Origin of the sequence: Aliiroseovarius zhejiangensis, assembly GCF_014656375.1 — a bacterium.
In the GTDB taxonomy this organism is placed as follows: domain Bacteria; phylum Pseudomonadota; class Alphaproteobacteria; order Rhodobacterales; family Rhodobacteraceae; genus Aliiroseovarius; species Aliiroseovarius zhejiangensis.
In genome coordinates this window covers 170,924-196,468 of the sequence record NZ_BNCH01000005.1, presented here as the reverse complement: position 1 = coordinate 196,468, position 25,545 = coordinate 170,924, and the positions used below count along the sequence as shown (strand labels likewise).

29 protein-coding genes are annotated in these 25,545 nt (G+C 59.6%); 16 read left to right on the top strand and 13 right to left on the bottom strand.

Going from position 1 to position 25,545, the window contains the following annotated elements; translation table 11 throughout:
• Positions 1-732 (bottom strand): ComF family protein, encoded by a 732-nt coding sequence (locus IE188_RS12555; RefSeq protein ID WP_229836791.1) that lies wholly within the window; start codon positions 730-732, stop codon positions 1-3.
• Positions 733-747: 15 nt separating this feature from the next.
• On the opposite strand from IE188_RS12555, the gene IE188_RS12550 reads away from it, so the two are divergent.
• Both IE188_RS12550 and hemH read left to right on the top strand, forming a co-directional pair.
• Positions 748-1,581, top strand: coding sequence for a methyltransferase domain-containing protein (locus tag IE188_RS12550; RefSeq protein ID WP_191286851.1), 834 nt, complete (start codon positions 748-750; stop codon positions 1,579-1,581).
• 57 nt (positions 1,582-1,638) lie between these two features.
• Positions 1,639-2,667, top strand: coding sequence for a ferrochelatase (gene hemH, locus IE188_RS12545; protein ID WP_229836789.1), 1,029 nt, complete (start codon positions 1,639-1,641; stop codon positions 2,665-2,667).
• 3 nt (positions 2,668-2,670) lie between these two features.
• On the opposite strand, the gene IE188_RS12540 is transcribed toward hemH, so the two are convergent.
• Positions 2,671-3,591 carry a glycosyltransferase family protein gene (locus IE188_RS12540; RefSeq protein WP_191286849.1) on the bottom strand — a complete coding sequence of 307 codons (921 nt, stop codon included), beginning with the start codon at positions 3,589-3,591 and terminating at the stop codon, positions 2,671-2,673.
• A 97-nt stretch (positions 3,592-3,688) separates the two neighbouring features.
• On the opposite strand from IE188_RS12540, the gene hslV reads away from it, so the two are divergent.
• The 3 genes from hslV to IE188_RS12525 are packed head-to-tail and all read left to right on the top strand — an operon-like array spanning position 3,689 to position 6,702.
• Complete coding sequence (gene hslV, locus IE188_RS12535; protein WP_191286848.1) at positions 3,689-4,246, top strand: ATP-dependent protease subunit HslV; 558 nt, start codon at positions 3,689-3,691, stop codon at positions 4,244-4,246.
• On the top strand, positions 4,243-5,550 hold the full coding sequence (hslU, locus tag IE188_RS12530; protein ID WP_191286847.1) for an ATP-dependent protease ATPase subunit HslU: 1,308 nt from the start codon (positions 4,243-4,245) through the stop codon (positions 5,548-5,550). Before hslV ends, hslU begins: the two co-directional genes overlap by 4 nt.
• Before the next feature lie 57 nt (positions 5,551-5,607).
• A complete protein-coding gene (locus tag IE188_RS12525) occupies positions 5,608-6,702 on the top strand; it encodes an alpha/beta hydrolase (protein ID WP_191286846.1) in 1,095 nt (364 codons plus the stop codon).
• A 3-nt stretch (positions 6,703-6,705) separates the two neighbouring features.
• Here IE188_RS12525 and IE188_RS12520 read toward each other — a convergent pair whose 3' ends face one another.
• The 3 genes from IE188_RS12520 to IE188_RS12510 are packed head-to-tail and all read right to left on the bottom strand — an operon-like array spanning position 6,706 to position 8,989.
• Positions 6,706-7,299 carry a Smr/MutS family protein gene (locus IE188_RS12520; protein ID WP_191286845.1) on the bottom strand — a complete coding sequence of 198 codons (594 nt, stop codon included), beginning with the start codon at positions 7,297-7,299 and terminating at the stop codon, positions 6,706-6,708.
• 2 nt (positions 7,300-7,301) lie between these two features.
• Positions 7,302-8,330 carry a murein transglycosylase A gene (mltA, locus tag IE188_RS12515; protein WP_191286844.1) on the bottom strand — a complete coding sequence of 343 codons (1,029 nt, stop codon included), beginning with the start codon at positions 8,328-8,330 and terminating at the stop codon, positions 7,302-7,304.
• Positions 8,330-8,989 carry a Tim44/TimA family putative adaptor protein gene (locus tag IE188_RS12510; protein WP_191286843.1) on the bottom strand — a complete coding sequence of 220 codons (660 nt, stop codon included), beginning with the start codon at positions 8,987-8,989 and terminating at the stop codon, positions 8,330-8,332. Before IE188_RS12510 ends, mltA begins: the two co-directional genes overlap by 1 nt.
• Before the next feature lie 105 nt (positions 8,990-9,094).
• On the opposite strand from IE188_RS12510, the gene IE188_RS12505 reads away from it, so the two are divergent.
• Complete coding sequence (locus tag IE188_RS12505; RefSeq protein ID WP_191286842.1) at positions 9,095-9,589, top strand: FxsA family protein; 495 nt, start codon at positions 9,095-9,097, stop codon at positions 9,587-9,589.
• Here the strand turns inward: IE188_RS12505 and idi are convergent.
• Entirely contained in the window at positions 9,569-10,090 is a 522-nt protein-coding gene (idi, locus tag IE188_RS12500; RefSeq protein ID WP_191286841.1) for an isopentenyl-diphosphate delta-isomerase, read from the bottom strand. The genes IE188_RS12505 and idi overlap by 21 nt on opposite strands.
• Before the next feature lie 102 nt (positions 10,091-10,192).
• On the opposite strand from idi, the gene secB reads away from it, so the two are divergent.
• Positions 10,193-10,684, top strand: coding sequence for a protein-export chaperone SecB (secB, locus tag IE188_RS12495; protein WP_191286840.1), 492 nt, complete (start codon positions 10,193-10,195; stop codon positions 10,682-10,684).
• A gap of 122 nt (positions 10,685-10,806) precedes the next feature.
• Here the strand turns inward: secB and dnaQ are convergent, their stop codons facing one another.
• The 4 genes from dnaQ to IE188_RS12475 are packed head-to-tail and all read right to left on the bottom strand — an operon-like array spanning position 10,807 to position 13,562.
• Positions 10,807-11,538, bottom strand: coding sequence for a DNA polymerase III subunit epsilon (gene dnaQ, locus IE188_RS12490; RefSeq protein ID WP_191286839.1), 732 nt, complete (start codon positions 11,536-11,538; stop codon positions 10,807-10,809).
• Entirely contained in the window at positions 11,531-12,133 is a 603-nt protein-coding gene (gene coaE, locus IE188_RS12485) for a dephospho-CoA kinase (protein WP_191286838.1), read from the bottom strand. Before coaE ends, dnaQ begins: the two co-directional genes overlap by 8 nt.
• The gene (locus IE188_RS12480; protein ID WP_191286837.1) at positions 12,130-12,966 is read right to left on the bottom strand and encodes a shikimate dehydrogenase; all 837 of its coding nucleotides are present in this window, start codon (positions 12,964-12,966) and stop codon (positions 12,130-12,132) included. The genes coaE and IE188_RS12480 overlap by 4 nt, the downstream gene beginning before the upstream one ends.
• On the bottom strand, positions 12,963-13,562 hold the full coding sequence (locus tag IE188_RS12475) for a Maf family protein (protein ID WP_191286836.1): 600 nt from the start codon (positions 13,560-13,562) through the stop codon (positions 12,963-12,965). The genes IE188_RS12480 and IE188_RS12475 overlap by 4 nt, the downstream gene beginning before the upstream one ends.
• A gap of 397 nt (positions 13,563-13,959) precedes the next feature.
• Between IE188_RS12475 and IE188_RS12470 the strand changes: the two genes are divergently transcribed.
• The 7 genes from IE188_RS12470 (at position 13,960) to IE188_RS12440 (ending at position 21,329) form a co-directional block, all read left to right on the top strand.
• Positions 13,960-14,409: a CopD family protein gene (locus tag IE188_RS12470; RefSeq protein ID WP_191286835.1), complete on the top strand. Its 450-nt coding sequence runs from the start codon at positions 13,960-13,962 to the stop codon at positions 14,407-14,409.
• 133 nt (positions 14,410-14,542) lie between these two features.
• Complete coding sequence (rho, locus tag IE188_RS12465) at positions 14,543-15,814, top strand: transcription termination factor Rho (protein WP_191286834.1); 1,272 nt, start codon at positions 14,543-14,545, stop codon at positions 15,812-15,814.
• A gap of 30 nt (positions 15,815-15,844) precedes the next feature.
• Positions 15,845-17,134: a tRNA uridine-5-carboxymethylaminomethyl(34) synthesis GTPase MnmE gene (gene mnmE / locus IE188_RS12460; protein ID WP_191286833.1), complete on the top strand. Its 1,290-nt coding sequence runs from the start codon at positions 15,845-15,847 to the stop codon at positions 17,132-17,134.
• 21 nt (positions 17,135-17,155) lie between these two features.
• Positions 17,156-19,033 carry a tRNA uridine-5-carboxymethylaminomethyl(34) synthesis enzyme MnmG gene (gene mnmG, locus IE188_RS12455; RefSeq protein WP_191286832.1) on the top strand — a complete coding sequence of 626 codons (1,878 nt, stop codon included), beginning with the start codon at positions 17,156-17,158 and terminating at the stop codon, positions 19,031-19,033.
• Entirely contained in the window at positions 19,030-19,650 is a 621-nt protein-coding gene (gene rsmG, locus IE188_RS12450) for a 16S rRNA (guanine(527)-N(7))-methyltransferase RsmG (protein WP_191286831.1), read from the top strand. Before mnmG ends, rsmG begins: the two co-directional genes overlap by 4 nt.
• Positions 19,643-20,446 (top strand): ParA family protein, encoded by an 804-nt coding sequence (locus tag IE188_RS12445; RefSeq protein ID WP_191286830.1) that lies wholly within the window; start codon positions 19,643-19,645, stop codon positions 20,444-20,446. Before rsmG ends, IE188_RS12445 begins: the two co-directional genes overlap by 8 nt.
• 1 nt (position 20,447) lies before the next feature.
• On the top strand, positions 20,448-21,329 hold the full coding sequence (locus IE188_RS12440; protein WP_191286829.1) for a ParB/RepB/Spo0J family partition protein: 882 nt from the start codon (positions 20,448-20,450) through the stop codon (positions 21,327-21,329).
• Here the strand turns inward: IE188_RS12440 and hemW are convergent.
• Genes hemW through rph form a run of 3 tightly spaced genes read right to left on the bottom strand, consistent with a single transcriptional unit; the run spans position 21,326 to position 23,794 of the window.
• Complete coding sequence (gene hemW / locus IE188_RS12435) at positions 21,326-22,513, bottom strand: radical SAM family heme chaperone HemW (RefSeq protein ID WP_191286828.1); 1,188 nt, start codon at positions 22,511-22,513, stop codon at positions 21,326-21,328. The two genes, IE188_RS12440 and hemW, sit on opposite strands and share 4 nt — an antisense overlap.
• Entirely contained in the window at positions 22,476-23,084 is a 609-nt protein-coding gene (gene rdgB / locus IE188_RS12430; RefSeq protein WP_191286827.1) for an RdgB/HAM1 family non-canonical purine NTP pyrophosphatase, read from the bottom strand. Before rdgB ends, hemW begins: the two co-directional genes overlap by 38 nt.
• Positions 23,084-23,794: a ribonuclease PH gene (gene rph, locus IE188_RS12425; protein ID WP_191286826.1), complete on the bottom strand. Its 711-nt coding sequence runs from the start codon at positions 23,792-23,794 to the stop codon at positions 23,084-23,086. Before rph ends, rdgB begins: the two co-directional genes overlap by 1 nt.
• Positions 23,795-23,866: 72 nt before the next feature.
• On the opposite strand from rph, the gene hrcA reads away from it, so the two are divergent.
• Positions 23,867-24,931 (top strand): heat-inducible transcriptional repressor HrcA, encoded by a 1,065-nt coding sequence (gene hrcA, locus IE188_RS12420; protein ID WP_191286825.1) that lies wholly within the window; start codon positions 23,867-23,869, stop codon positions 24,929-24,931.
• Between the two features lie 10 nt (positions 24,932-24,941).
• Entirely contained in the window at positions 24,942-25,505 is a 564-nt protein-coding gene (locus IE188_RS12415; RefSeq protein WP_191286824.1) for a nucleotide exchange factor GrpE, read from the top strand.
• Positions 25,506-25,545 lie beyond the last annotated feature (40 nt).

Below are 25,545 nucleotides of genomic sequence, written 5' to 3'. Positions count from 1 at the left end.
CTAGGCATCCCGCGTCACGCGGGCAAGGGCCAGCACATTGACGTGATCTGCCCCCGCCGCAAGGCAAGCCCGCGTGGCCGCATCGAAACTGGCGCCCGAGGTCATCACGTCATCCAGAAGCAGCACGCTGCGCCCCGCAAGCGCCGCCCCCCTTTTCGGATGCGGCCGTATCGCGCCCTGCATGTTGGCAAACCGCGTTTCGACATCCATCCCGTCATGCGCCCGCGTGCGTTTCGGGCGCACCAGCGCATCGGGCGTGTGGTCCAGATGCAAAAACCTCGCCAAGGCCCGCCCAAGTTCGACAGACTGGTTATAACGACGACGAAACAGCCGCGACCAATGGATCGGCATCGGCACGATCACCGTATCAGCCGCGATCAGAGGGGTCGCAGCACGCGCCAGCCAGGGCGCCGCGGCACGCGCGAGTTCCGGCCGGTCGCCATGTTTCAGCGCCAAAATTAACCGCCGCGCATTTGCCGAATACCGCAGCGCCGCGCGACCGTGACGCCATGGTCGCGGTGTGGCAAGGCAGGCGTCACAATGGGCCGGGGTGCCATCGTCTTCACCGGGCAGGGGATCACCGCACAGATCGCAAACCAACCCTTCGATAAACGGGGTGTCACGCCAACAGGCACCGCAAAGGGCGAAGTCGGACTCGGTGGGCGCCGCACAGCTGACGCATTGCGGGGGATAAAGAACGCCAAGCGCCGATTGCATTTTCCGACCTTCCATCTATGGTCCGCGCCCATGACGCAGACCGACGCCAAATCTCCGCCCCGCCTGACCGATCGTGAGCAGCTTGCCCGCAATCGCCGGCGCGCCGCGCCCGAGGGGCTGTTCCTGCAACGTCTTGCAGCGGATGAGGTGAAGGATCGCCTGACAGAGGTTAACAGAACGTTTACCAAACCCGCTGTCGTCACAGGTTTTCCCGAAATCTGGCGTGAGTCGTTCCCGGATGCGAAGATTGTGGCGGATGATGACACGCTGGACCTTGAGGTCGGGATGCATGATCTGGTCGTCCATGGGCTGTCCTTGCACTGGGCCAACGACCCGGTCGGACAATTGATACAGGCTAAACGCGCGCTGAAACCGGATGGTTTGTTCATGGGCGTGATGTTTGGCGGCCAGACCTTGGCCGAGCTTCGCGCGGTGCTGGCCGAGGTCGAGATCGAGACCACCGGCGGCCTGTCGCCCCGCATCCTGCCGATGGGCGAAATTCGCGACCTTGGCGCTCTGCTTCAACGGGCAGGCTTTGCCTTGCCAGTCGCTGACAGTGATCTGCGCAAGGTGACATATCCCGACGCCACCGCCCTGATCCGAGATCTGCGGCTGATGGGAGAGCGAAATGCGCTGGAACAGAGACTGAATCAGCCACTTTCACGCCGCTTCCTGAATGCCGTCAACACCCGCTATGCCCGGCATTTCCCCGCGGGGGATGGTCGTATCACGGCCAGCTTTGATCTTGTCTTTCTGACCGGTTGGGCACCCGATGACAGCCAGCCCAAGCCATTGCGCCCCGGAAGCGCCGCCGCCCGTCTGGCCGATGCGCTGGGCACGGATGAAACCAAATTGCCCGATTGACACCAGACCCCTGGCCCGCAATTGATCCAACACGCGAAACGGAACGTAGAGATGATCATGGAAAAACCCGCTGACCACCCCATCCTGCCCGCCCGCAAGGTCGGCGTTCTGTTCGCCAATCTGGGCACGCCCGATGGCTATGATTACTGGTCGATGCGCCGGTATCTGAACGAATTTCTGTCCGACAAGCGCGTCATCGACTATCCCGCCTGGAAATGGCAGCCAATCCTGCAAGGGATCATCCTGACCAAACGCCCGTTTTCGTCGGGCGAAGCATACAAGTCGATCTGGAACGAAGACTTGGGCGAAAGCCCCCTGATGACCATCACCAAGCAGCAAATCACCAAACTGCAAGCCGCGTTGGAAAAGCGATATGGCACCGAGGTGATGACCGATTTCTGTATGCGCTATGGCAACCCGTCGACCAAATCGAAGGTGCGCGAAATGGTCGCGGCTGGCTGTGATCGCATCCTGTTCTTCCCGCTTTACCCGCAATATGCGGGGGCCACGATGGGCACCGCGAATGACCAGTTTTTCCGCGCCCTGATGGACGAGGCGTGGCAACCGGCCAGCCGCACCATCCCGCCCTATTTCGATGATCCCGCCTATGTCGATGCGCTGGCCCAGTCGGTCGAACGTGGATACGCGGCGATGGAGCAGAAGCCTGACCTTCTGGTCGTGTCCTATCACGGGATGCCGGAACGGTATTTGCAGCAGGGCGACCCGTATCACTGCCAATGTCAGAAAAGCACCCGCCTGTTGAAAGAGCGGCTGGGCTGGGGCGATGACGACATCACCACCACCTTCCAATCGGTCTTTGGGCCGGAAGAATGGCTGAAGCCCTATACGGTGAAAGAGGTTGCGCGGCTGGCCAAGGCCGGCAAGAAAAACATCGCGGTGATTGCCCCCGCATTTTCCGCTGATTGCATCGAAACGCTTGAGGAAATTCAGGAAGAGATTCAGGAAGCCTTTGTCGAAGCGGGGGGCGAAAGCTTCACCTATATTCCGTGCCTGAACGACGATGACGCCCATATCGCCGCACTGATGGGCGTGGCCGAGCGCAACTTGGCGGGGTGGCTGGAATAGGCTCTAATCCACCTGCCAACCACGTTTTCGCAAGGTGCGCAGGATCTGATCCTCGCAATCCTCGGCATCCGCCTGTATGGCGTTCAGCATCGTGAACCAATACAGATACCGGTCGAACTCCGGGGACATGTTCTGCACCGCATCAAACGCCTCTTGCACGCCCAATTCATGCACGTTGGCGGCGATGTGGTGGAAGTCGATCCGGCCATACAGTACGGCGGGCTTGCCGAAGAAAAAACCAAACAGCGCGGCAGAAGAGTTCTGCGTCACGACGAACCGGCAGGCGGCGAGGGCCGCGTTCATCTGCCCTGTGGCAAGCGTGACATTGGGATGACGGGACACAAGAGTATTCAACGCCGCGTGTTCGGCTTGGGTATACACCTCGCCCGGATGCAACGTGGCAAGGATCGGCGTGTTGGGGAAATGGGTCGCAACCTGTTCAAGCATTTCAACCGGGCTGGCGGCCTGGAAGCTGCGGTGATGCAACAGCCGCCCTTGCAGCGGCACATAGATCGGCCCGTCGCGTGTGATCTGTGACGCGGCCCCTTTGAACAACCATTTGCGCCAGTTGTCGGCCCAATCGCGGGCAACGCGCGGATCAACCTCACCGGGGTCAAACGCTTTCTGCGCGACTTCGAACTCCCACCGCTTGGCCGATGCCTCGATCCGCCAGAACGGATAGAAATAACTGCGCCGCATGGTCAGCGCCCGGTCATGCAGGGGTTCATCCATCAGAAACAGCGCATAGCCCTTGCGCGCGACCGACCGCAGCCGCTGAACGTCACTATTCTTGCGGTATTCGATGCGGAAGCCGCGCGCCTCCAACGTCTGCGCAATCTTGTTCACGAAGTTGAACTTGCCCTGCCGCGCGCGCTGCAACGGCTCGGGGTCAAGATAGACGCGCAGGATTTTGGTGACCGGCATGACGCCACGCTAGCCCCCGATCTGGCGAAGAACAAGCCGGGGTGCTTGTCTGACCCGCCCCCCGCGTCCATATAGGGTGGAACGAAACGGAGGCGACATGGCAGAGACGGATTTTCCCGGCTGGCACGGCACAACGATTATTGGCGTGCGCAAGGGTGGCAAGGTGGTGATCGCAGGCGACGGACAGGTCAGCCTTGGTCAAACCGTAATCAAGGGCACGGCACGCAAGGTGCGCAGGCTCTCGCCGGGCGGGTTCGACGTGGTGGCGGGGTTCGCCGGGTCCACGGCGGATGCGTTCACCTTGCTGGAGCGGCTGGAAAAGAAGCTGGAGGCGACACCAGGCCAACTCGCCCGCGCCTCGGTCGAGCTGGCGAAGGACTGGCGGACAGACAAATACCTGCAAAAGCTGGAAGCGATGCTGATTGTGACAGACGGGAAGGAGCTTCTGGTCATCACCGGCGCGGGTGACGTGCTGGAACCCGAACACAACATTGCCGCGATCGGATCAGGCGGCAATTTCGCCCTGGCCGCCGCACGTGGGCTGATCGACAGCGATCTGGACGCCGAAGGCGTGGCCCGCAAGGCGATGGCGATTGCCGCCGATATCTGCGTTTACACCAACGGCAACCTGACAGTTGAGGAGATCGGCGCATGACCGACCTGACCCCCCGCGAAATCGTCAGCGAGCTGGATCGCTATATCATCGGGCAGAAAGACGCCAAACGCGCCGTCGCTGTGGCGCTGCGCAACCGTTGGCGGCGCAAGCAATTGTCCGACGATCTGCGCGACGAGGTGTATCCCAAGAACATTCTGATGATCGGCCCCACCGGCGTCGGCAAGACTGAAATCAGCCGCCGGTTGGCGAAGCTGGCTCGTGCGCCATTTATCAAAGTCGAGGCCACGAAGTTCACCGAAGTCGGCTATGTCGGCCGCGACGTGGAGCAGATCGTGCGTGATCTGGTGGATGCGTCGATCATGCAGACCCGCGAATACATGCGGGAAGACGTGAAGGCGCGCGCCGAAGCCGCCGCCGAAGACCGGGTGATCGAGGCCATCGCCGGCACGGATGCCCGAGACAACACCCGTGAAATGTTCCGCAAGAAACTGCGCTCGGGCGAACTGGACGACCACGAGGTTGAATTGGAAATCGCCGACACTTCGAACCCGATGCAGATGTTCGATGTGCCCGGCCAGCCGGGGCAGGGCATGGGAATGCTGAACCTTGGCGACATGTTCGGCAAGGCATTCGGTGGGCGCACCGTGAAAAAGAAAATGACCGTGCGCGACAGCTATGATGTCCTGATCTCGGACGAGGCGGACAAGCTTCTGGACGACGAAACCGTAACCCGCGCCGCATTGGAAGCGGTTGAACAGAACGGCATCGTGTTTCTGGACGAGATCGACAAGGTCTGCGCCCGGGCTGACGCGCGCGGCGCCGATGTCAGTCGGGAAGGGGTGCAGCGTGATCTGCTGCCGCTGATCGAAGGCACGACTGTTTCCACCAAGCATGGGCCGGTGAAAACGGATCACATCCTGTTCATCGCCTCGGGCGCGTTTCACGTGGCGAAGCCCTCGGACCTGTTGCCCGAATTGCAGGGCCGTTTGCCGATCCGGGTCGAGCTGCGCGCCCTGACGGAAGAAGATTTCGTGCGCATCCTGACCGAAACCGACAACGCCTTGACGCTGCAATATTCGGCGCTGATGAACACCGAAGAGGTGACGGTTGAGTTTACCGAAAACGGCATCGCCGCGCTGGCCGCCATTGCCGCCGAGGTCAATCAAAGCGTCGAGAATATCGGCGCGCGGCGGCTCTACACAGTGCTGGAGCGGGTCTTTGAAGAGCTGAGCTTTACCGCCCCCGACCGGGCAGGCGACAAGGTCGTGGTCGACAAGGCCTTCGTGGATCAAAACCTCGGAGAGCTGATGGCCACAACGGATGTCAGCCGCTACATGCTTTGATATCTATGCAGAGGCGATTTCCTCGGGTATCCAGTAGTGAAATCCGGGGGGTCGCGCTTGCGTATTGTTCATCAGATAATCCTTGTTCTGCTTCTTGCCGCCTGCGCACCGCGCGGGACGCTGAACCTGTATGAAGGAGCGTCCGAAACGGGCGAGGTTCAGCGCATCTATGTTGGCACCACGCGCGAGGTCGATACGCAGGGGTTCCCCATCGGCAATCGCAGCCGAAACCTGATTTATGGCCGGTTCGATGTGTCGGTGCCCCCGGACCGTGAACCCGGCAGCATCGAATGGCCGCACAGCCAAACGCCGGACCCAAGCCGGCATTTCCTGCTGGACAAGCACTTTCCGATCAAATCGCACGGCGAATTTCAGTCTCTTCTGCGGAACGAGCTGCGGACACGCAGGCAGGAAGAGCGCACAGCGATCATTTTCGTCCACGGGTTCAACAACAATTTTGCGGAAGGTCTGTATCGCTTCGCCCAACTGACCGAAGATCTGGATCTGCCCTTCCTGCCGATCCATTATTCCTGGCCCAGCGCAGGGCAGGCGTTGGGATATGGATATGACCGCGATTCGATGCTGATTGCCCGGGATGGGCTGGAGGCAGTGATCCGCAATGTCTCGGACACCGGCGTCGGCGAGGTCTTGCTGGTGGGTCATTCCATGGGCGCGCTGTTGGCGATGGAAACCCTGCGTCAGATGGCCATTTCGGATGGGCGCGCGGGGCTTGGCAAGATCGGCGGTGTGATCCTGATTTCGCCCGATATCGACATTGACGTGTTCCGGGCGCAGGCCGAGCGGATCGGAAAACTGCCGCAGCCCTTCTATATCTTCACCTCGACCCGTGACATTGCCCTGCGCCTGTCGGCGGGGCTGACCGGCCAAACCGCCCGGCTTGGCAACACCACGGATGTCGACAAGCTGGCCGAGCTTGACGTGACCATGGTGGATATCTCGGCGTTCAGCGATGGCAAGATTGACCACGCCACGGCACTTGCGTCGCCATCGTTCCTGCGATTGTTGCGAAGCGTGCCGGATGTGGGTGCTGCTTATGGTGGTGACCCGTCAACGCGGGTGGGTCTGATCCCCGGTACGGTTCTGGTGGTGCAGAACGCGACCCGTCTGATCGTGACACCGATCACGCAATAGCGTTCAGCGGCGCCTGCGCAGATAGACGTAATATGCCCCCTGACCGCCATGCTTCAGGTGTGCCTCGGAAATCTGAAGCACGTGCTGTTTCAGCGGCATGGAGTTCAGCCAGTGCGGCACCTGGTGGCGCAACACGCCATGGCGCACCGGGATCGGGCCGCCATCGTCACGATGCTTTCCCTTGCCGGTGATCACCAAAACCAGCCGCCGATCGGCGGCAGCCGCATCAAGGATGAACCGGATCAGCACCGGATGCGCCTGCGCGATGGTCATTCCATGCAGGTCAATCCGCGATTCAGGCGACAAGCGCCCCTTTTTCATCTTGCCGAAGGTCTTGCGGTCCATCGACACGGGCTGGCTGGCAACGCTGTTGGACAAGGACGGCGAAAGGTCATGGGGCAGGGCGTTGGTTTTGGCGTTCTGCCCAAGCTGAAACGCCGGGTGGCGCGCTTTCGGTTGCCGTTCTTTCGGCGGGGTCGGGTTCTTCGCAGGCAAATCGGCTAACGGGCGGGCAGGATGCAGCCGGTTGGTGCTGTCTGCCACCTTTTTCCAAAGCGCCTTGTCCTCGGCGCTCAGATGTCGGGGTCGGCGGGCCATGCCTACTCCTCGGGCAGCATGGCAAAGGCACGCTGGATCGGCAGCAGCACGACCATCCGGCCATCATCGCGGATCTGCCCGGCAAGGCGCCCGGCGCGCGCGCCTGTGCCCCAGAAGATATCGGCTCGTTGCGCGCCCTTGACCCGCGAGCCGGTATCCTGCGCGACCATCAGGCGGTTGAACGGCTCCTTGCCCTTTTTCTCAAGCCAGACCGGTGCGCCCAGCTTGGTATATTTCGGATCGACCGCCAGCGACCGATGCGCGGTGATTGACCGGTTCATCGCCCCCAATGGCCCTTTCTGCGGCGCGACCTTACCGATCACCCGAAAGAACACATAGGAGGGGTTGGACAACAGCAGCTCGCGCCCGGCTTCGGGGTTGCGTTTCACCCAGTTCTGAATGACCTGCTGCGAGACCTGATGTTCATTATAGACCCCCTGACGCACCAGTTCATTGCCCAGCGACAGGAAGCTGTGCCCGTTCGAGCCACCATAGCCCAGTCGGATCGTGCCGCCTTCGGCCAGGCGGATACGCCCGGACCCCTGAATTTGCAGGAACTGAAGCTCCACCGGGTCTTCGACCCAGGCGATTTCAAGCCCGCGACCCTCAAGCGCGCCGCCCTCTTCGATCTCGCGGCGCGACAGCCAGACGTCGCCCTGCTGCACCTCTGGCGGCTTTCGATAGACGGGATACCGATATCTGAGCGTCTGCGTGCGCGAACCACGGATTTCCGGTTCGTAATAGGCGGTGAACAGTGGCGCATTGCCGTCCTGGATCAGGACAGGGCGAAAGAACAGCTCAAAGAAGGTTTTGCCGTCCTCTTGCTGCGCGGCCAAGGCGCAGATGGGTCGCCATTGCGGATCGTCCAGATCGCGGCATGTGTCCAGAAACACCGCCAACGCCTCTTGATGGTTGTCGCGGTCCCATCCTTCAAGATCGTCGAAGGACAGAATCGTAACCTCGGCTTTGTCCAGCCCGGCCATCGCGGGCGTGCCCAAAAGGGCCAGCGCAAATGCCAGCCCCCGAAACATCATCCACCCGTGGCGACAAGCTGCCAGTTCGGGTTGTCCGACCCCATGATGCGGGCAAAGGTCCAGACGTCTTTCTGGCGCTTCACTTCATTGGGGTTGCCTTCGATGATGTCGCCCCCCTTGTCGCGCACGACCGAGGTCAGTTCACCGATGAATCGCACCGTCACCTCACCTTCACGGGTGTCGGGATTGTATTCCGCATCGACCAGTTTCAGCTCGCGCAGGCCAACAAACTTGGCATCGACGGTCAGGCCCTTCTTCTCGCGCTCTTCGATCACCGCGGCGAAGGTCTCATACACATCGTCAGCCAGAAACGGCTTGATCTGGGCCAGATCGCCGGCTTCGAACCCCATCAGAATCATTTCATAGGCACCACGCGCGCCGCCCAGAAACTCGCTGACATTGAAGGTGGGTTCGGCGCCCTTCATCGCGGCCAGCGCACGGGCGGCCGGGCTGCCTTCGGGTACGTGGTCGGTAATGTCGCTGTCCGGCCCGCCCTCGATCACCTCAAGCTGGTCGCGGTCAAGGCGGCGATCGTCTTTTCGCGTCACAACCGGCTTTTCAAACCCCTCACGCGTTCCAAGCACGTCGCGCAGGCGCAAGATCAGAAACAGGGCGATGCCGGCAAGCACCAGAAGCTGGATCAGGGAAGAGCTCATTTATACCTCTTTTCAAGCGCGATATGGAAACGCGTCAACCGGAGACATATGTAGGTGCTGTGCGGGGCCAAGTCCACCGTTCGAAACGAAAAGGAGACATGACCCATGTGGCTTTTTGCGCTGTTCATCGCGGTTCCGATGATCGAGATTGCCCTGTTCATTCAGGTCGGGGGTGCAATTGGCTTGTGGCCAACGCTCGCCATCGTCGTTTTGACCGCAATTGTGGGCACACAGTTGATGCGCGCGCAGGGGGCTTTGGCGCTGTCACAACTACGTGAAAGCTTCGGCCAACTGAACGATCCGACCGAGCCGCTAGCCCATGGTGCGATGATCCTGTTTTCCGGCGCGCTGCTGCTGACGCCCGGGTTCTTCACCGATTTCGTGGGGTTTGCACTGCTGATCCCCGCCGTGCGACGCGCGGTTTACAACTGGGCGCGATCACGCATACAGGTGCAGACCTTCACGATGGGGCCGCAAAGGCCGCAGCACCCGCATCACCCCGAAGATGATGTGATTGACGGCGATTTCACCGATGTGACTCCGGAAAAACGCCCGACCCATCCGGGTGTGGAGGGCCCGTCAGGCTGGACCAAACACTGAGTTTGCGTGGTGCGACATGTAGATCTTCAGCCATGGCGTGAACATATCGGGATTTTCGTCGATTTTCGCTTCCAGCGCCGCCCGGTCAAGCCATTGGATCGCCTGCACCTCTGACGGGTTAAGATTTATCTCTGGCGTTTCATCGGCGTGAATGACGAACATATCGACCACCTCGTGTTCGATCAGCCCACCACCCACGTCTGCGCGATATTCCAGCTGCTCGACCCATTTCGGGTCCACGTCAGTGATCCCCAATTCTTCTTCCAGACGCCGTATCGCACAATCGCGAGGGTCTTCGTTCCAGTGCGGATGGGTGCAACAGGTGTTCGCCCATTTGTTCGGCGTATGATACTTGCCCGCCGCACGCTGCTGGATCAGGACCTTGCCCGCGTGAAACAGAAACACTGACACGGCCTTGTGCTTCATGCCCTCGACATGTGCCTGAAGTTTCTCAACCGGGGTCAGGGTGCCATCCAGCCAGGCGGGGATCATATCCTTCATACGGCCCAGATACCGCCAAAACACGCCCGCGAAAACCCCTTGTTGAGGGTGCGGGGCCAAGGTGGTAAGCACATGCCAACAGTTTTCCCGAAGGAGAAGTTCATGGCCGAGGAAGCCAAAACACAAACCGCCCCCGTTCAACCCAAGATGCAGGTTCTTGGCCAATTCATCCGCGATATGTCGTTTGAAAACATCCTGGCGCAGAAGGGTGTGCAAGGCGAGGTTCAGCCCGACATCAATGTCGAAGTTGCCCTGGACGCCAAGAAACGCCCGGCGGACAATCAGTTCGAAGTGATCTCGAAATACACGATCGGGTCGAAAAACAAGAACGGTGGTGAGCAATTGTTCCTGATGGAACTGGAATATGCCGGTATCTTTCAGGTCGAGAACGTGCCGGATGACCAGATGCACCCGTTTCTGATGATCGAATGCCCGCGCATGCTGTTTCCCTTCGTGCGCCGCATCGTGGCCGATGTGACCCGTGATGGTGGCTTCCCGTCGCTCAACCTGGACACCGTCGATTTCCTTGCGCTGTATCGCCAAGAGATCGAGCGCCGTGTGGCCGCCGAACAGGGCGGTGCCAAGGTCAACTGACCGGATCGCCTAAAGCGTTTCGCCTTAAACTTGAGACATCACTTAAGGCGAAACGCGCGCAACATATGAGCGGTACACTGCGTTTCGCGACAAGCTGTGATTCAGGTTTGTCGCGAGGCGCTTTAGCGACAGGTTTTCCAGATCGCGCCGTCGCCCAGCTTTTCCACGAAAGCATCATGGGCGGCGGCTTCTTCTTTGCTGATCCGGCTGGGCAATGGTGCCGGGCGCGGCTGAGGCCGCCATGCGCCACCCGCGCCACCATCTGACGACGCCCCCTGTTCCGGCGCCAGAACAAGATCCGGCTGCCGTCCACCAATCAGCTCCAGATACACTTCGGCCAGAATCTCGCTGTCCAGAAGCGCGCCGTGCAAGGTGCGCGACGAATTGTCGATGCCGAACCGGCGACACAACGCATCCAGCGAGGCAGGCGCGCCCGGAAATTTCTTGCGCGCAATCGCCAGCGTGTCGGTCGCCTGTTCCCAGGGAATTTGCGGAAGCCCCATCCATTTCAGTTCCGCATTCAGGAATTTCATATCGAAACTGGCGTTGTGAATGACCAGTCGCGCGTCGCCGATGAAGTCCAGAAACGCCTGGCCCACCAGTTTGAACACCGGCTTGTCTTTCAACGTCACCTCGCCCGCCTGCGCCGCGCGCGGGGTCAAAAGCAGGTCGGGGCCGATGCCATGCACGCCGAACGCTTCATCCGGCATATCCCGTTCGGGGTTGATGTATTCGTGAAACGTCTTGCCGGTGGGCATGTGGTTGTAAAGCTCAAGACAGCCGATTTCGACGATCCGGTCGCCAGCCTCGGGGTCGAACCCGGTCGTCTCGGTATCCAGCACGATCTCACGCATGGGACAAACGCTCCTTTACCTCGGCGACCAGTGCTTCCACGGCCTTGCGCGCGCCGTCCATCGTTTCTGTCGGGATCACCACATCGGCGCGCTTTCGTTTTTCCGCATCCGGCATCTGTTTTGCAAGGATTGTGTTGAACTGCTCTTCGCTCATCGAACCGCGCGCCAGCACCCTGTCACGTTGCAATTCAGCCGGGGCCGAGGCGACGACGATCAAGTCCACCTGATCTTCAGCACCGGTTTCAAACAGAAGCGGGATGTCCAGCAAAATGATCGGCGCCTTGGTAGAAACGATGAAGTCACTGCGATCCCGCGCGACCAGCGGATGCACGACGGCTTCAATCTGCGCCAGAGCCGTCGGGTCGCGGTTGATCCAGTCTTTCAACGCGCCACGATCCACCGCCCCGTCCACGATTGCCGCGGGACAGATCGCACGGATCGGCTCGACCGCCGTACCGCCTTTGGCATAGAGGCGATGAACCGCCGCATCGGCATCCCATACCGGCACGCCCTGCGCCGCGAACATCGCGGCAGTTGTGGATTTTCCCATGCCAATCGACCCGGTCAGGCCAATGATGAAAGGGTGTTTACTCATATGCCGATCACGGCCTGTCGCAGCGCATCGTCGACCTCTGGCCGCATCCCAAACCAGCGTTCAAACCCGGGCACGGCTTGATGCAACAGCATTCCCAACCCGTCCACCGTCACACAACCCGCCTTTTCGGCCTCGGCCAGGAAATGCGTGCGCAAAGGCGTATAGACCAGATCGGTGACAACCGCCGCCGGGTTGAAGCCATCCAGCGGCACCCGAAAATCCGGCTTGCCCACCATACCAAGCGACGTGGTGTTCACCACCGTGGCGGCCTCGTCCAGCATGTTGCCGGCCTGGATCCAGTCAAAGACCTTGATCCGGTTGCCGAACTCTGCGCGCAGCGCGTCGGACCGGGCGCGGGTGCGGTTGGCCAGACGGATTTCGGGCGCACCGACCTCGATCAGCGACGCAATCACTGCGCGCGCGGCACCTCCTGCTCCGAACACTGCTGCGGGGCCGGATTCCGGTGCCCAGTCGGGCGCGCCTTGGCGCAGGTTTTCGGTGAAACCGTACCCATCCGTATTGTCTGCATAAATCTTGCCATCCGGGCGAAAGATCAGCGTGTTGGCCGCCCCGATCAATGCCGCGCGATCGGTCACGGTATCGGCCATGTTCAGCGCCGTTTCCTTGTGCGGAATGGTCACGTTCACGCCGACAAACCCGGCTTTGGGCAAGGTGCGGATGACATCTGCAAAATCCTCGTTCGTGACATGCATCGGGATGTAGTACCCGGCAATGGCGTTCGTGCGAAGCCAATGCCCATGCAGGCGAGGCGACAGGGAATGGTCGATCGGGTCGCCAATCACGCCGGCCAGGGGGATACGTCGTTCACTCATATATCAAGATCTCCTCGCAAGATCAGGTATGACAGCAGCTCGGTCAGCGGCAAACCCAAAACGTTGAAATAGTCGCCGTCCACCTTGGCAAACAGGCGCACACCTTCTTCTTCCAGCTTATAGGCCCCGACCGCGTGGCGAATGCTGTCCCAGTTGCGCGTGACATAGCTGTCGATATAGTCCGGCGACAGATCGCGCATCCGCATCCGCACCACACCGACATGGCGCCACACAGCTTTGCCGTCATGGTACAGAACGGCTGCTGACAACAGGCGATGGGTCTGACCGGACATCTGCGCCAGTTGCGCCTTCGCCTCATCCCTGTCGCGCGGCTTGGCCAGGGCAACGCCACCCAGCTCTGCCACCTGATCACAGCCAAGAACCGTGCACGCCGGGTTCTTTTCGGCAATCTTGCGCGCCTTGAACTCGGACAGCGCATCGGCAAGGTCACGCGGGGTTGCCCCTTCAGCCTCAAGCGAAGCGCGGATCGTATCTTCGTCGATCCGGGCGGGCTGAACGTCGATATCAACACCGGCGTTTTGCAGAAGCTGCGCCCGGATTTCAGAAGCCGATGCCAGGATCAAAGGGATGGCCATGTGATAACCCTGTGGAAAAACTCTGTTTGTTCCCGTGCCCGGAACAAGGGAAAACCCGGTTCCGACATCACAACTGGAAAACTCACCCCTTTCCTAAGACAGTTTTCGGGTTTCCTCCACTGTGGAAAGCGGTTTTTGATGGGGTGAGGTTTTTTGCCCACCCTTATTTATCGTCCCGACGGTTATCCACAGGAAACGCCAAGAAGTTCATATATTTTACAATATGTTGAATAACTTCTCCCGCCCTTCATGGTCGCTTTTTCCACCTGTTCATAACCACAGGGAAAACCCAATAATCCCCATTATTCACAGCCCCTACAGAAACATCATCTTTCTTTCTTCTTCTTTATTATTTTAAGAAGGGCGAACCGGACCCGTGTGAACAGGAGTGCAGAGAATGGGCGCGTTTCTAGCCGATATTTATCCCTGGACGAAATCGCTTCACATTGTGTCTGTGATTGCATGGATGGCCGGGCTTTTCTATTTGCCCCGCCTTTATGTCTATCATGTCGAGGTTGTCGGTTCAGGGAACGCGACGGATGATCTGTTTCAGACCATGGAACGCCGTCTGCTGAAGGCGATCATGAATCCATCCATGATCAGCACCTGGCTGTTTGGCCTTCTGCTGGTGATGACTCCGGGTCTGGTGGACTGGACGATGATCTGGCCCTGGACCAAGGGGCTGTCCGTGATCCTGATGACATGGTTTCACATGTGGCTTGCGGTCCGCCGGAAAGAGTTCATCGCCGGCACCAACACCCTGACCGGGCGGCGTTATCGGATGATGAATGAATTTCCAACGATCCTGATGCTGATCATCGTCTTCTCGGTGGTCATGAAATTCTAGCATCGTTGACTCATGGGCCGATCCGGCCTATGTGACGAACAACGCGGGCCGTCCGGTCACGCATGTTTCCCATATCCAGACCGACCGCAGAACCGCCAAACCCGCCGTTCTGCCGCAATCGCAGAGTATTCCTATGTCCGACAATCGACTGAACCTGTCCGAGCTGAAAGCCAAAAGCCCGAAAGAGCTTGTGAACATGGCAGAAGAGCTGGAAATCGAAAACGCCTCGACCATGCGCAAGGGCGAGATGATGTTCTCGATCCTGAAAGAACTGGCGGAAGATGAGTGGATCATCGGCGGGGACGGCGTGCTTGAGGTCGTGCAGGACGGGTTCGGCTTCCTGCGCTCGCCCGAGGCGAACTATCTGCCCGGTCCCGACGACATCTATGTGTCACCCGACGTGATCCGCCAATACTCGATGCGCACGGGGGATACGATCGAAGGGATCATCCAGGCGCCGGGCGAGAATGAAAACTATTTCGCTATCACCAAAGTCGAAAAGATCAATTTCGGTGATCCGGAACTTGCCAAGCACAAGGTTGCCTTTGACAACCTGACACCGCTTTATCCCGACGAACGTCTGAAGATGGAGATCGAGGATCCCACCATCAAGGATCGTTCAGCCCGTATCATTGACCTGGTGTCGCCCATCGGGAAAGGGCAGCGGGCGCTGATCGTGGCCCCGCCGCGGACGGGTAAAACGGTGTTGCTGCAAAACATCGCGCATTCCATCGAAACCAATCACCCGGAATGCTATCTGATCGTGCTTCTGATCGACGAACGCCCGGAAGAGGTGACGGACATGCAACGCTCTGTGAAAGGCGAGGTTGTGTCCTCGACCTTCGATGAGCCGGCATCGCGTCACGTGGCGGTGGCCGAGATGGTGATCGAGAAAGCCAAGCGGTTGGTGGAACACAAGCGCGACGTCGTGATCCTCCTCGATTCGATCACCCGCTTGGGCCGCGCCTTCAATACGACCGTGCCGTCGTCCGGGAAGGTTTTGACCGGCGGTGTGGATGCCAATGCCCTGCAACGCCCCAAGCGGTTCTTTGGTGCTGCGCGGAACATCGAAGAGGGTGGCTCTCTGACCATCATTTCGACCGCGCTGATCGATACCGGATCGCGGATGGACGAAGTGATCTTTGAAGAGTTCAAAGGCACGGGCAACAGCGAGATCGTGCTGGACCGCAAGGTCGCCGATAAACGCGTGTTCCCGGCCATCGACATTCTGAAATCCGGCACCCGGAAAGAGGAGTTGCTGGTGGATGCGAAGGACCTGCAGAAAACCTATGTCCTGCGGCGAATCCTGAACCCGATGGGCACCACGGATGCGATCGAGTTCTTGATCTCGAAACTGAAGCAAACCAAGACGAACGGTGAATTCTTCGATTCGATGAACACGTAACTTATTGTTATAAAACAATGGGTTAGTCTTATGGATACGATATTCTCACTTGCCAGTGCCCGTGGAAAATCGGGTGTTGCCGTGGTCCGGATTTCCGGGCCACAGGCGTTTTTGGCCGGCCGGACATTGGCGGGGGGCCTGCCACCCATTCGCAAGGCTGGGCTGCGCCAACTCGTGGCTGCGGACGGGCGTGTGTTGGATGAAGCCCTTGTGTTGTGTTTCGACGCAGGGGCCAGCTTCACCGGGGAAGAGGTTGTCGAGTTCCAGCTCCACGGCTCCACCGCCGTTGTGCGTGCCGTGTTGGATGAACTATCCACGTTGCCTGACCTGCGACTGGCAGAACCGGGCGAATTCACGCGCCGAGCGCTGGAAAACGAACGCCTGGATCTGGCGCAGGTTGAAGGGCTGGCCGATCTTCTGGACGCCGAAACCGAAGCCCAGCGTCGCCAGGCATTCAACATCCTGTCAGGCGCGTTGGGAGAGCTTGCCGAAAGGTGGCGCCGCGATCTGATCCGGGCTGCTGCCCTCTTGGAAGCCACGATTGACTTCGCGGATGAGGAAGTGCCGGTTGACGTTTCGCCCGAGGTCACGACACTGTTGGGCGACGTGCTGAACACGCTTCGTCGGGAAACCGCAGCGACACGCATCGCTGAGCGCATTCGCGACGGGTTCGAGGTTGCAATTGTTGGCGCGCCCAATGCCGGCAAATCCACGCTTCTGAATGCCCTTGCCGGGCGGGATGCGGCGATCACGTCGGAGATTGCAGGGACCACGCGCGATGTGATCGAAGTGCAGATGGAACTGTCCGGTTTGCCCGTGACCGTGCTGGACACCGCCGGCCTGCGAACGGCGCAGGACAGCGTCGAGGCGATCGGGGTTGAACGCGCCTTGACCCGCGCAAAAGCGGCAGATCTGCGCGTGTTCCTGATTTCCGATCAGGCGGAGGCGTTGCCGATCTCCCCAACCGGGGACGATATCGTTGTGTCCGGCAAGGCCGATTTGCGCAAGGTCGATGGTCTTGCGGTGTCCGGCCGGACCGGGCAGGGCGTTGATACACTGGTTTCGCAAATCGCTCGGGTGTTGGAAGACCGGGTGAAAGGGGCGGGCATTGCCACGCGGGCGCGGCACCGGAAAGCGATGCAGCTTGCATTGGAGGCTTTGGAAGACGCCCGAATCGAGGTAGAACGCGGACCCGACCGGGCTGAGTTTGCGGCGGAAGAAATTCGCACCGCCATCCGCGCCCTTGATAGTTTGGTCGGGCGTGTCGATGTAGAGCATCTGTTGGATGAAATTTTCGCAAGCTTCTGTCTTGGGAAGTAGCGGGAAGAACTTGGGTATGGAGTGTTTCACGTGAAACATCTGGATTTTGATGTGATCGTTGTTGGCGGCGGCCACGCCGGTGCCGACGCTGCGCATGCGTCAGCACGGCTTGGTGCACGTACCGCTTTGATCACATTGCGGAAAAGCGATCTGGGCGTCATGTCCTGCAACCCCGCCATCGGGGGTTTGGGCAAGGGGCACCTGGTGCGCGAGATCGACGCGCTGGATGGCCTGATGGGCCGGGTTGCCGACCGGGCGGGCATTCAGTTCCGCCTGCTCAATCGGCGCAAAGGGCCAGCCGTGCAGGGGCCGCGTGCTCAGGCAGATCGCAAACTGTACCGCGCGGCGATGCAAGCCGAGATCTTCAAGACCCCGAATCTGACGGTGATCGAAGCCGAAACCACCGACCTTCTGATGGATGGTGCACGCGTCGCTGGCGTTGTTTTGCAGGATGGCAGCACCGTGTCATCTGGCGCGGTGATCCTGACCACCGGAACCTTTCTGCGTGGCGTCATCCACGTCGGCGATCAGCAAAGCGAAGGTGGACGTATGGGGGATCGTCCCTCGGTGAAACTGGCAGAGCGGATCGACAGTTTCGGACTGCCCCTTGGGCGGCTCAAGACAGGGACCCCGCCGCGCCTGGATGGTCGCACCATCAATTGGGATATTCTTGACCGCCAACCCGGCGACGATGATCCGGTGGTGTTCTCGTTCCTGAACACCAAACCCGAGGCGCGCCAGATCTCGTGCGGCATCACGCATACCAACGCACAAACCCATGAAATTATTCGGGAAAATCTTGATCGTTCGGCGATGTATGGTGGCCATATCGACGGCGTCGGGCCGCGGTACTGCCCGTCGATCGAGGACAAGATTGTCCGGTTTGCCGACAAGGACTCGCACCAGATTTTCCTTGAGCCAGAGGGGCTGGACGATCACACGGTTTATCCGAACGGGATCAGCACATCGCTGCCGATTGATGTCCAAACAGCCTATGTCCGATCAATCGAGGGGCTTGAGAAGGCTGAGATTCTTCAGCCCGGCTATGCCATTGAATATGATTACGTGGACCCCCGATCCCTGACCGAAACGCTTCAGCTGAGGGACGTGCCGGGCCTTTACCTTGCCGGGCAGATCAACGGCACCACAGGGTATGAAGAAGCTGCAGCGCAAGGTTTGATTGCCGGATTGAACGCGGCGCTTGCTGTTCAAAATCGCGATCCTGTCATCTTTTCGCGCGCGAACTCCTATATGGGTGTGATGGTGGATGACCTGATCACGCGCGGCGTGACGGAACCTTATCGGATGTTCACGTCGCGGGCGGAATATCGTCTGTCTCTGCGCGCCGACAATGCGGACCAGCGCCTGACACCACTGGGAATCGACCTGGGTTGCGTCGGCGATGTGCGTCGACATGCCTTTGAAACCAAGGCCAATGCGCTTCAAACTGCAAAGACGGCGTTGACCGGACGGACCTTCTCCCCTCAGGACCTTGAGAAACTGGGCTTGACGGCGCGAAAAGACGGCACCAAGCGCACGGCATTTGAGCTTCTGGCGTTTCCAACTGTCGATTTTTCAATGATTGCGCAGCTTGACCCCTCGCTGACTGACATGGCGGAGGAGATTCAAACCCAGATCGCACGCGATGCCATGTATGCCAATTATATCGAGCGTCAGGCGCGTGACGTCGCAGCCCTGCAACGCGACGAGGCCCACCGCATTCCTGAAGATTTCCAATATGACGATCTGGAGGGGCTGTCGAACGAACTGGCAAGCAAGCTTACAATTGCGCGGCCCAGAACGCTGGCGCAGGCAGGGCGGGTCGAGGGGATGACACCAGCCGCCCTGACTCTGATCCTGGCGCGACTGCGCCGCACTGATCGGAAACGTTCGGCATGAAGGATGAAGAGGTTCTGGCGGATCTTGATGTTTCACGTGAAACAACGGCGCGCCTCAAGACCTATGCGGCCCTTTTGAAGAAATGGAATCCCGCGATCAATCTGGTCGCCCCGTCAACACTGTCGCACCTGTGGGCGCGGCATTTTCAGGATTCGGCGCAGATCTTTCATCTTGCGCCCCTCAATCTGCTTCGGTGGTGCGATATGGGGACGGGTGGCGGGTTTCCGGGCCTCGTCATCGCAATCTTGGCACAAGAATCCGACCCGCTGCGCGAAATCATCTGTATCGAAAGCGATCTGCGCAAAGCGACTTTCCTGCGCACCGTGGTGCGCGAAACGGGTGTGAATGCAACGATAATCTCCGAACGAATTGAAGAGGTTAAACCAATCGGGGCCGAGGTCGTGTCTGCCCGTGCGCTGGCCCCTTTAAGTAACTTGTTGGGTTACGCAGATCGGCATTTGAAGCCCGGCGGAACCTGCCTTTTTCTGAAAGGCGAGAATTACCGCGCCGAGGTCGAAGAAGCCCTTGAAAAATGGCGGTTTGAACTGGATACATATCCCAGTAAGACCAACCCCAACGCCGTTGTTCTGAAGATCGGAGATCTAAGACGTGCCTGATATCATCAATGGCCATGGCCCCAAGATCATCGCGATTACCAATCAAAAAGGTGGCGTGGGCAAGACGACCACCACAATCAACCTGGGGGCCGCGCTGGCCGAGACAGGCAGCAGGGTGCTTCTGATCGACCTTGATCCGCAGGGAAACGCCTCGACAGGACTAGGTATAGAGGTCGCGGATCGGAAACTCACTACATATGACCTGTTGCTGGAAGAGGCGCCTTTGACCGACGTCTTGCAGGAAACAGATATCGAGAACCTGCTTATCGCGCCGGCGACCACTGATTTGTCCTCGGCAGATATTGAGCTGGTGTCGAATGAAAAGCGCAGCCATTTGCTGCATGATGCCCTGCGGGCAACGGGTCTGGCGCAGCTTGGACTGGATTATATCCTGATCGACTGCCCGCCGTCGCTGAACCTGCTGACGGTGAACGCGCTGGTCGCAGCCGACAGTGTTCTTATTCCGCTGCAAAGCGAGTTTTTCGCGCTTGAAGGCCTGTCGCAGTTGATGCTGACCATCCGAGAAGTGCGCCAGACGGCGAATGCGGATTTGCGGATTGAAGGGATCGTGCTGACCATGTTCGATACCCGCAACAACCTGTCGCGCCAGGTCGAAGCTGACGCCCGCGACAATCTGGGTGAATTGGTGTTCAACACGATGATCCCCCGCAATGTCAGGGTCAGCGAGGCGCCGTCTTACGCGCTGCCGGTCTTGATGTATGATCCCACATCAAAGGGCAGCCAGGCGTATCGCGCGCTGGCGTCCGAATTGTCGATCCGCAACGGAAGGGGCTGAGATGAGCAAGAATCAAAAACAACGCGGTCTCGGCCGGGGCCTGTCGGCCTTGATGGCGGATGTCGGCCCCGAGGAGACGTCCAGCCCTCAAAGCCCGCGCCGCGCCGATCTTGTTGTTCCGGTTGAGAAAATTTCGCCCAACCCGGAACAGCCCCGCCGCCGCTTTACAGAAGAGCAGCTGGATGATCTGGCTGCGTCGATCCGCGAAAAGGGTGTCATTCAGCCGCTGATCGTGCGTCCGAAATCGGGTGCCGACGGGGAGTACGAGATCGTGGCGGGCGAACGCCGCTGGCGAGCATCGCAGATGGCGCAGCTGCATGAATTGCCGGTGATTGTGCGTGACTACAGTGATACCGAGGCGCTGGAAGTTGCGATCATCGAAAACATCCAGCGCGCCGACCTGAACGCGATTGAAGAAGCCGCGGGTTATCGCGACCTGATGAACCGATTTGGCCACACGCAGGAAAAAGTGTCGGAAGCCCTGGGTAAAAGTCGCAGTCATATCGCGAACCTTTTGCGGCTGTTGAACTTGCCGGACGAGGTTCAGGATTTTGTGCGCGACGGAAAGCTAAGCGCCGGTCACGCCCGGACGCTGGTGACGGTAGAAAACCCGGTCGAGCTGGCGCGGCAGATCATCGCCAAAGGCCTGTCTGTCCGCGCGGCCGAGGCGTTGGCGAAGGGGCCTAAACCAACCGCCAAGAAACCTGCGCGGCAGAAGGCCGAGAAAGACGCCGACACCCGCGCGCTTGAGGGCGATCTGTCCGCCGCGTTGGGGATGAAGGTACAGATCGACCACGGCGCGGATGGGGAAAGCGGCATGGTCACGGTGCGGTACAAATCTCTGGATGAGCTTGATACGCTGTGTGGTAAACTGTCGTCCTAATCGGGCGCCAGTTCACGCAAGATGCCGTTCAATACGGGGCGCCCTTTGTCTGTTGCGGCAAGACGATTGTCGGAGATTTGAATCAACCCGTATCCCAATAAACCATTGATTTTATTATGATTTAACCGTGTGTGATATTGGGTGTGAAGGCGCTCCAGGTCAATACCTTCGGTGGTGCGAAGCCCCATCAGCAAAAGCTCGGTCACTTGTTCTTCCTGCGGAATGAGCGCCCGCGCGCTTTCGCCGTTCGACTGGTTTGCGGCGCGCAGCCACGCGGCGGGGGCCAGCGGCGTTTCGGTTGCCACCCGCACATTGTCCAGCGTCAGCCGCCCATGCGCGCCGGGGCCGATGCCGACCCAATCGCCGGACCGCCAATAGACCAGATTGTGCTGGCTTTCCTGACCGGGCCGCGCGTGGTTCGATACCTCGTAAGCGGGCAGGCCAGCGGCGTCGCAGATCGACTGGGTCAGGAAATACATGTCAGTCGCCAGATCCTCGTCCGGCAATCCGCGCAACTTACCCGCATCAAAACGCGCGCCGAACGCGGTGCCGGGTTCGATGGTGAGTTGATAAAGCGACAGATGATCGGGGCCGTAGCTTAACGCCTCGGTCAATTCGGCGCGCCACGCATCCAGCGATTGATCTTGTCGCGCATAGATCAGATCGAAGCTGACCCGATCAAACAGCGACCGCGCGACGGCCAAGGCACGCTGCGCTTCGTCCACGGAATGAAGCCGCCCGAGCCGCCCCAAATCGGTATCGTTCAACGCCTGAACGCCGATGGAAATACGATTGACGCCCGCTGCCTTATAACCCGCGAAGTTTTGCGCTTCGATCGAGCCGGGATTAGCCTCCAGCGTAATCTCGATATCGTTGGCGACGGTCCAATGTTGCGCGGCGCGGTCTATGATCGCGGCGATGGTGGCGGGCTCCATCAGGCTGGGCGTGCCGCCACCGAAATAGATCGAACTGAGCACACGATCCGGTGTTTCAGCCGCGTGTCTGTCGATTTCCGCAACATAGGCATCCCGCCATGCGTCGTGATCAATCGACGCAACGACATGGCTGTTGAAGTCGCAATAGGGGCACTTGGATTGGCAGAAGGGCCAGTGGACATACAGCCCAAAGCCGCCGATTTGCCAGTTCTCAAGCAAAGACGCCCCGCACGAGCTTGGCGAACGCATCCGCGCGATGGCTCATTTCGTGTTTTTTCGCCGGGTCCATTTCGCCGAAGGTGACGTCATACCCGTCGGGCACGAAAATCGGGTCATACCCGAACCCCTGATCGCCACGCATGGGCCAGGTCAGACTGCCGTTGACCCGACCTTCGAAAATCTCGTCATGCCCGTCGGGCCAAGCCAGACACAACGTGCAACAGAACCTTGCGGTGCGGGGGTGAGGCGCGTTCTTTTCCTCAAGCAGGTTCCACGTTTTCTCCATCGCCATCGGAAAATTGCGCCCATTGGGGGTTTCGGCCCAATCGGCGGTGTAAACGCCCGGTGCGCCGTCCAGTGCGTCAACCATGATGCCGCTGTCATCGGACAGGGCGGGCAGGCCGGATGCTTTGGCGGCGAAATGCGCCTTGATCCGGGCATTGCCGACGAAGGTATCCTCGGTCTCGTCCGGCTCGTCCAGCCCAAGGGCGCCAGCAGAGGTCACAGTGACGCCAAAAGGCTCTAACAATGCCGAAATCTCGCGCAGTTTGCCTTCGTTGTGGGTGGCAATGACCAGTTGATCGCCTTCGAACCGGCGCATCAGGCGGTTGCCTTTAGCTGGGCGGCGACGAGTTCGGACACACCTTTATCGGCCAGATCCATCAGCTCGTTCATTTGATCACGCGTGAAGGTCGAGCCTTCGGCGGACATCTGCACCTCGATCAGTTTCGGACCGCAAAGAACGAAATTGCCGTCCACGCCAGCCTCGGAATCCTCGGGGTAATCCAGATCAAGCACCGGTTGGCCTGCATAAATTCCACAGGACACGGCGGCAACCGGGTCCAGCAGCGGGTCGGTCGTCACATCGCCTGCCTTCAACAGCTTGTTTACCGCAAGACGCAGCGCGACCCAACCGCCGGTGATCGCGGCGCACCGCGTACCGCCATCCGCCTGAATCACATCGCAATCAACGGTGATCTGGCGCTCGCCCAGACCCACCAGATCAATGCCTGCACGCAGGGATCGCCCAATCAGGCGCTGAATCTCGACGGTGCGTCCACCCTGTTTGCCCGCCGACGCCTCGCGCCGCATGCGCGACCCGGTAGACCGCGGCAGCATCCCGTATTCTGCCGTCACCCAGCCCTTTCCGGAGTTGCGCAAAAAGGGCGGCACACGCTCTTCCAGCGATGCAGTGCACAGCACATGGGTGTCGCCCACTTTGATCATGCACGATCCCTCGGCGTGTTTTGTGACCCCGGTCTCAATTGAAATCGGGCGCATTTGATCTAGATTCCGACCTGACGGGCGCATGGGCTTCCCCCTTTGTTTCATGTTCAAAGGCGTGATACCCATGGCGCCGGCGAAAAGGCAAGGCGATTGCGTATGGAAGACCGTCACGATCTGATGAATGACATGAACGCCCGCTCGCGCGAGGTGTTTCGCAGTGTGGTTGAAAGCTATCTTACGACGGGCGCACCCGTGGGGTCGCGCACGCTGACACGTTCGCTGACCGAAAAGGTCAGCGCGGCGACCATTCGAAACGTGATGCAGGATCTCGAGTTCATGGGTCTGCTGGACAGCCCGCATGTGTCGGCTGGACGTATTCCGACCGAGCTTGGCTTGCGGATGTTCGTGGATGGGCTGTTGGAGGTGTCAGACCTGGACCAGGGCGACCGTCAGAAGATTGATGAAACCGTTGGCAAATCAGACAACAATATCAACACGATGATGGACCGCGTCGGGTCGGCATTGTCAGGCATCACTGCGGGTGCCAGCCTTGTCCTGACCCCGAAGCACGAAGCCCCGATCAAGCATATCGAATTCGTGTCGCTGGGTGCAGATCGTGCCCTGGTCGTCTTGGTCTTTGCCGATGGGCATGTCGAAAATCGCGTGTTCACGCCGCCGATTGGGCAAACGCCATCTTCGATGCGCGAAGCGGCGAATTTCCTGAATGCGCTGGCCGAAGGGCGCACCTTGTCTGAACTTCAGACGCTGGTTGCGCGTGAAATCAAGGCACGGCGGCAGGAGTTGGATGTTCTGGCGCAGGATCTGGTCGAAAGCGGTGCAGCGCTTTGGGAAAACGAAGGGCAACCTTACGAGCGTCTGATCGTGCGTGGCCGGTCGAATCTGTTGGCCGAGGACGCCGAAGCGGCGGACCTTGAGAAGATCAAAACCCTGTTTGACGACCTTGAGCGCAAGCGCGATATTGCCGAATTCCTTGAATTGGCCGATCAGGGCGAAGGCGTGCGCATTTTTATTGGGTCCGAGAACAAACTTTTCTCACTTTCGGGTAGCTCTTTGGTGGTTTCCCCATATATGAACGCTGAGCGAAAGATCATTGGCGCGGTCGGGGTCATCGGGCCCACGCGATTGAACTATGGGCGGATCGTGCCCATCGTCGATTACACCGCACAATTGATCGGCAAGATGATCTCGGATCGAAGGTAAAGGCGAAGAGATGGCTGACGCAAAGAACGAAGCAGTAGAGAACCTGGAATCGGCAATCGAAGAGCTGATGACCGAGGAAGTTGAAATTGATCTGACCGAGGAAGAACCGGTTGACGAGCTGGCCGCCCTGCGCGCCGAGCGGGACGAGTTCAAGGATCGCTTCATGCGGGCGCTGGCGGATGCCGAAAACACCCGCAAGCGGGGCGAGCGCGATCGCCGTGAAGCGGAACAATATGGCGGGTCCAAACTGGCGCGTGACATGCTGCCTGTTTACGACAACATGAAGCGCGCGCTGGAGGCAGCAGGCGAAGCCGGCGACGGCGCAAAGGCGCTGGTCGAGGGGGTCGAGCTGACGATGCGGTCGCTTCTGAACATTTTTGAGAAGCACGGCATTCGGCTTCTGTCGCCCGAGATTGGTGACAAGTTCGACCCGGAAGTGCACGAGGCCATGTTCGAAGCACCTGTGCCCGGCACCAAAGCGGGCGACATCATTCAGGTGATGGGCGAAGGTTTCATGTTGCATGACCGTTTGCTGCGGCCCGCGCAGGTTGGTGTTTCGTCAACGCCGAAGTAAGCGATCTGACTAAAGCTAGCGCCCCCGGAAACGGGGGCGT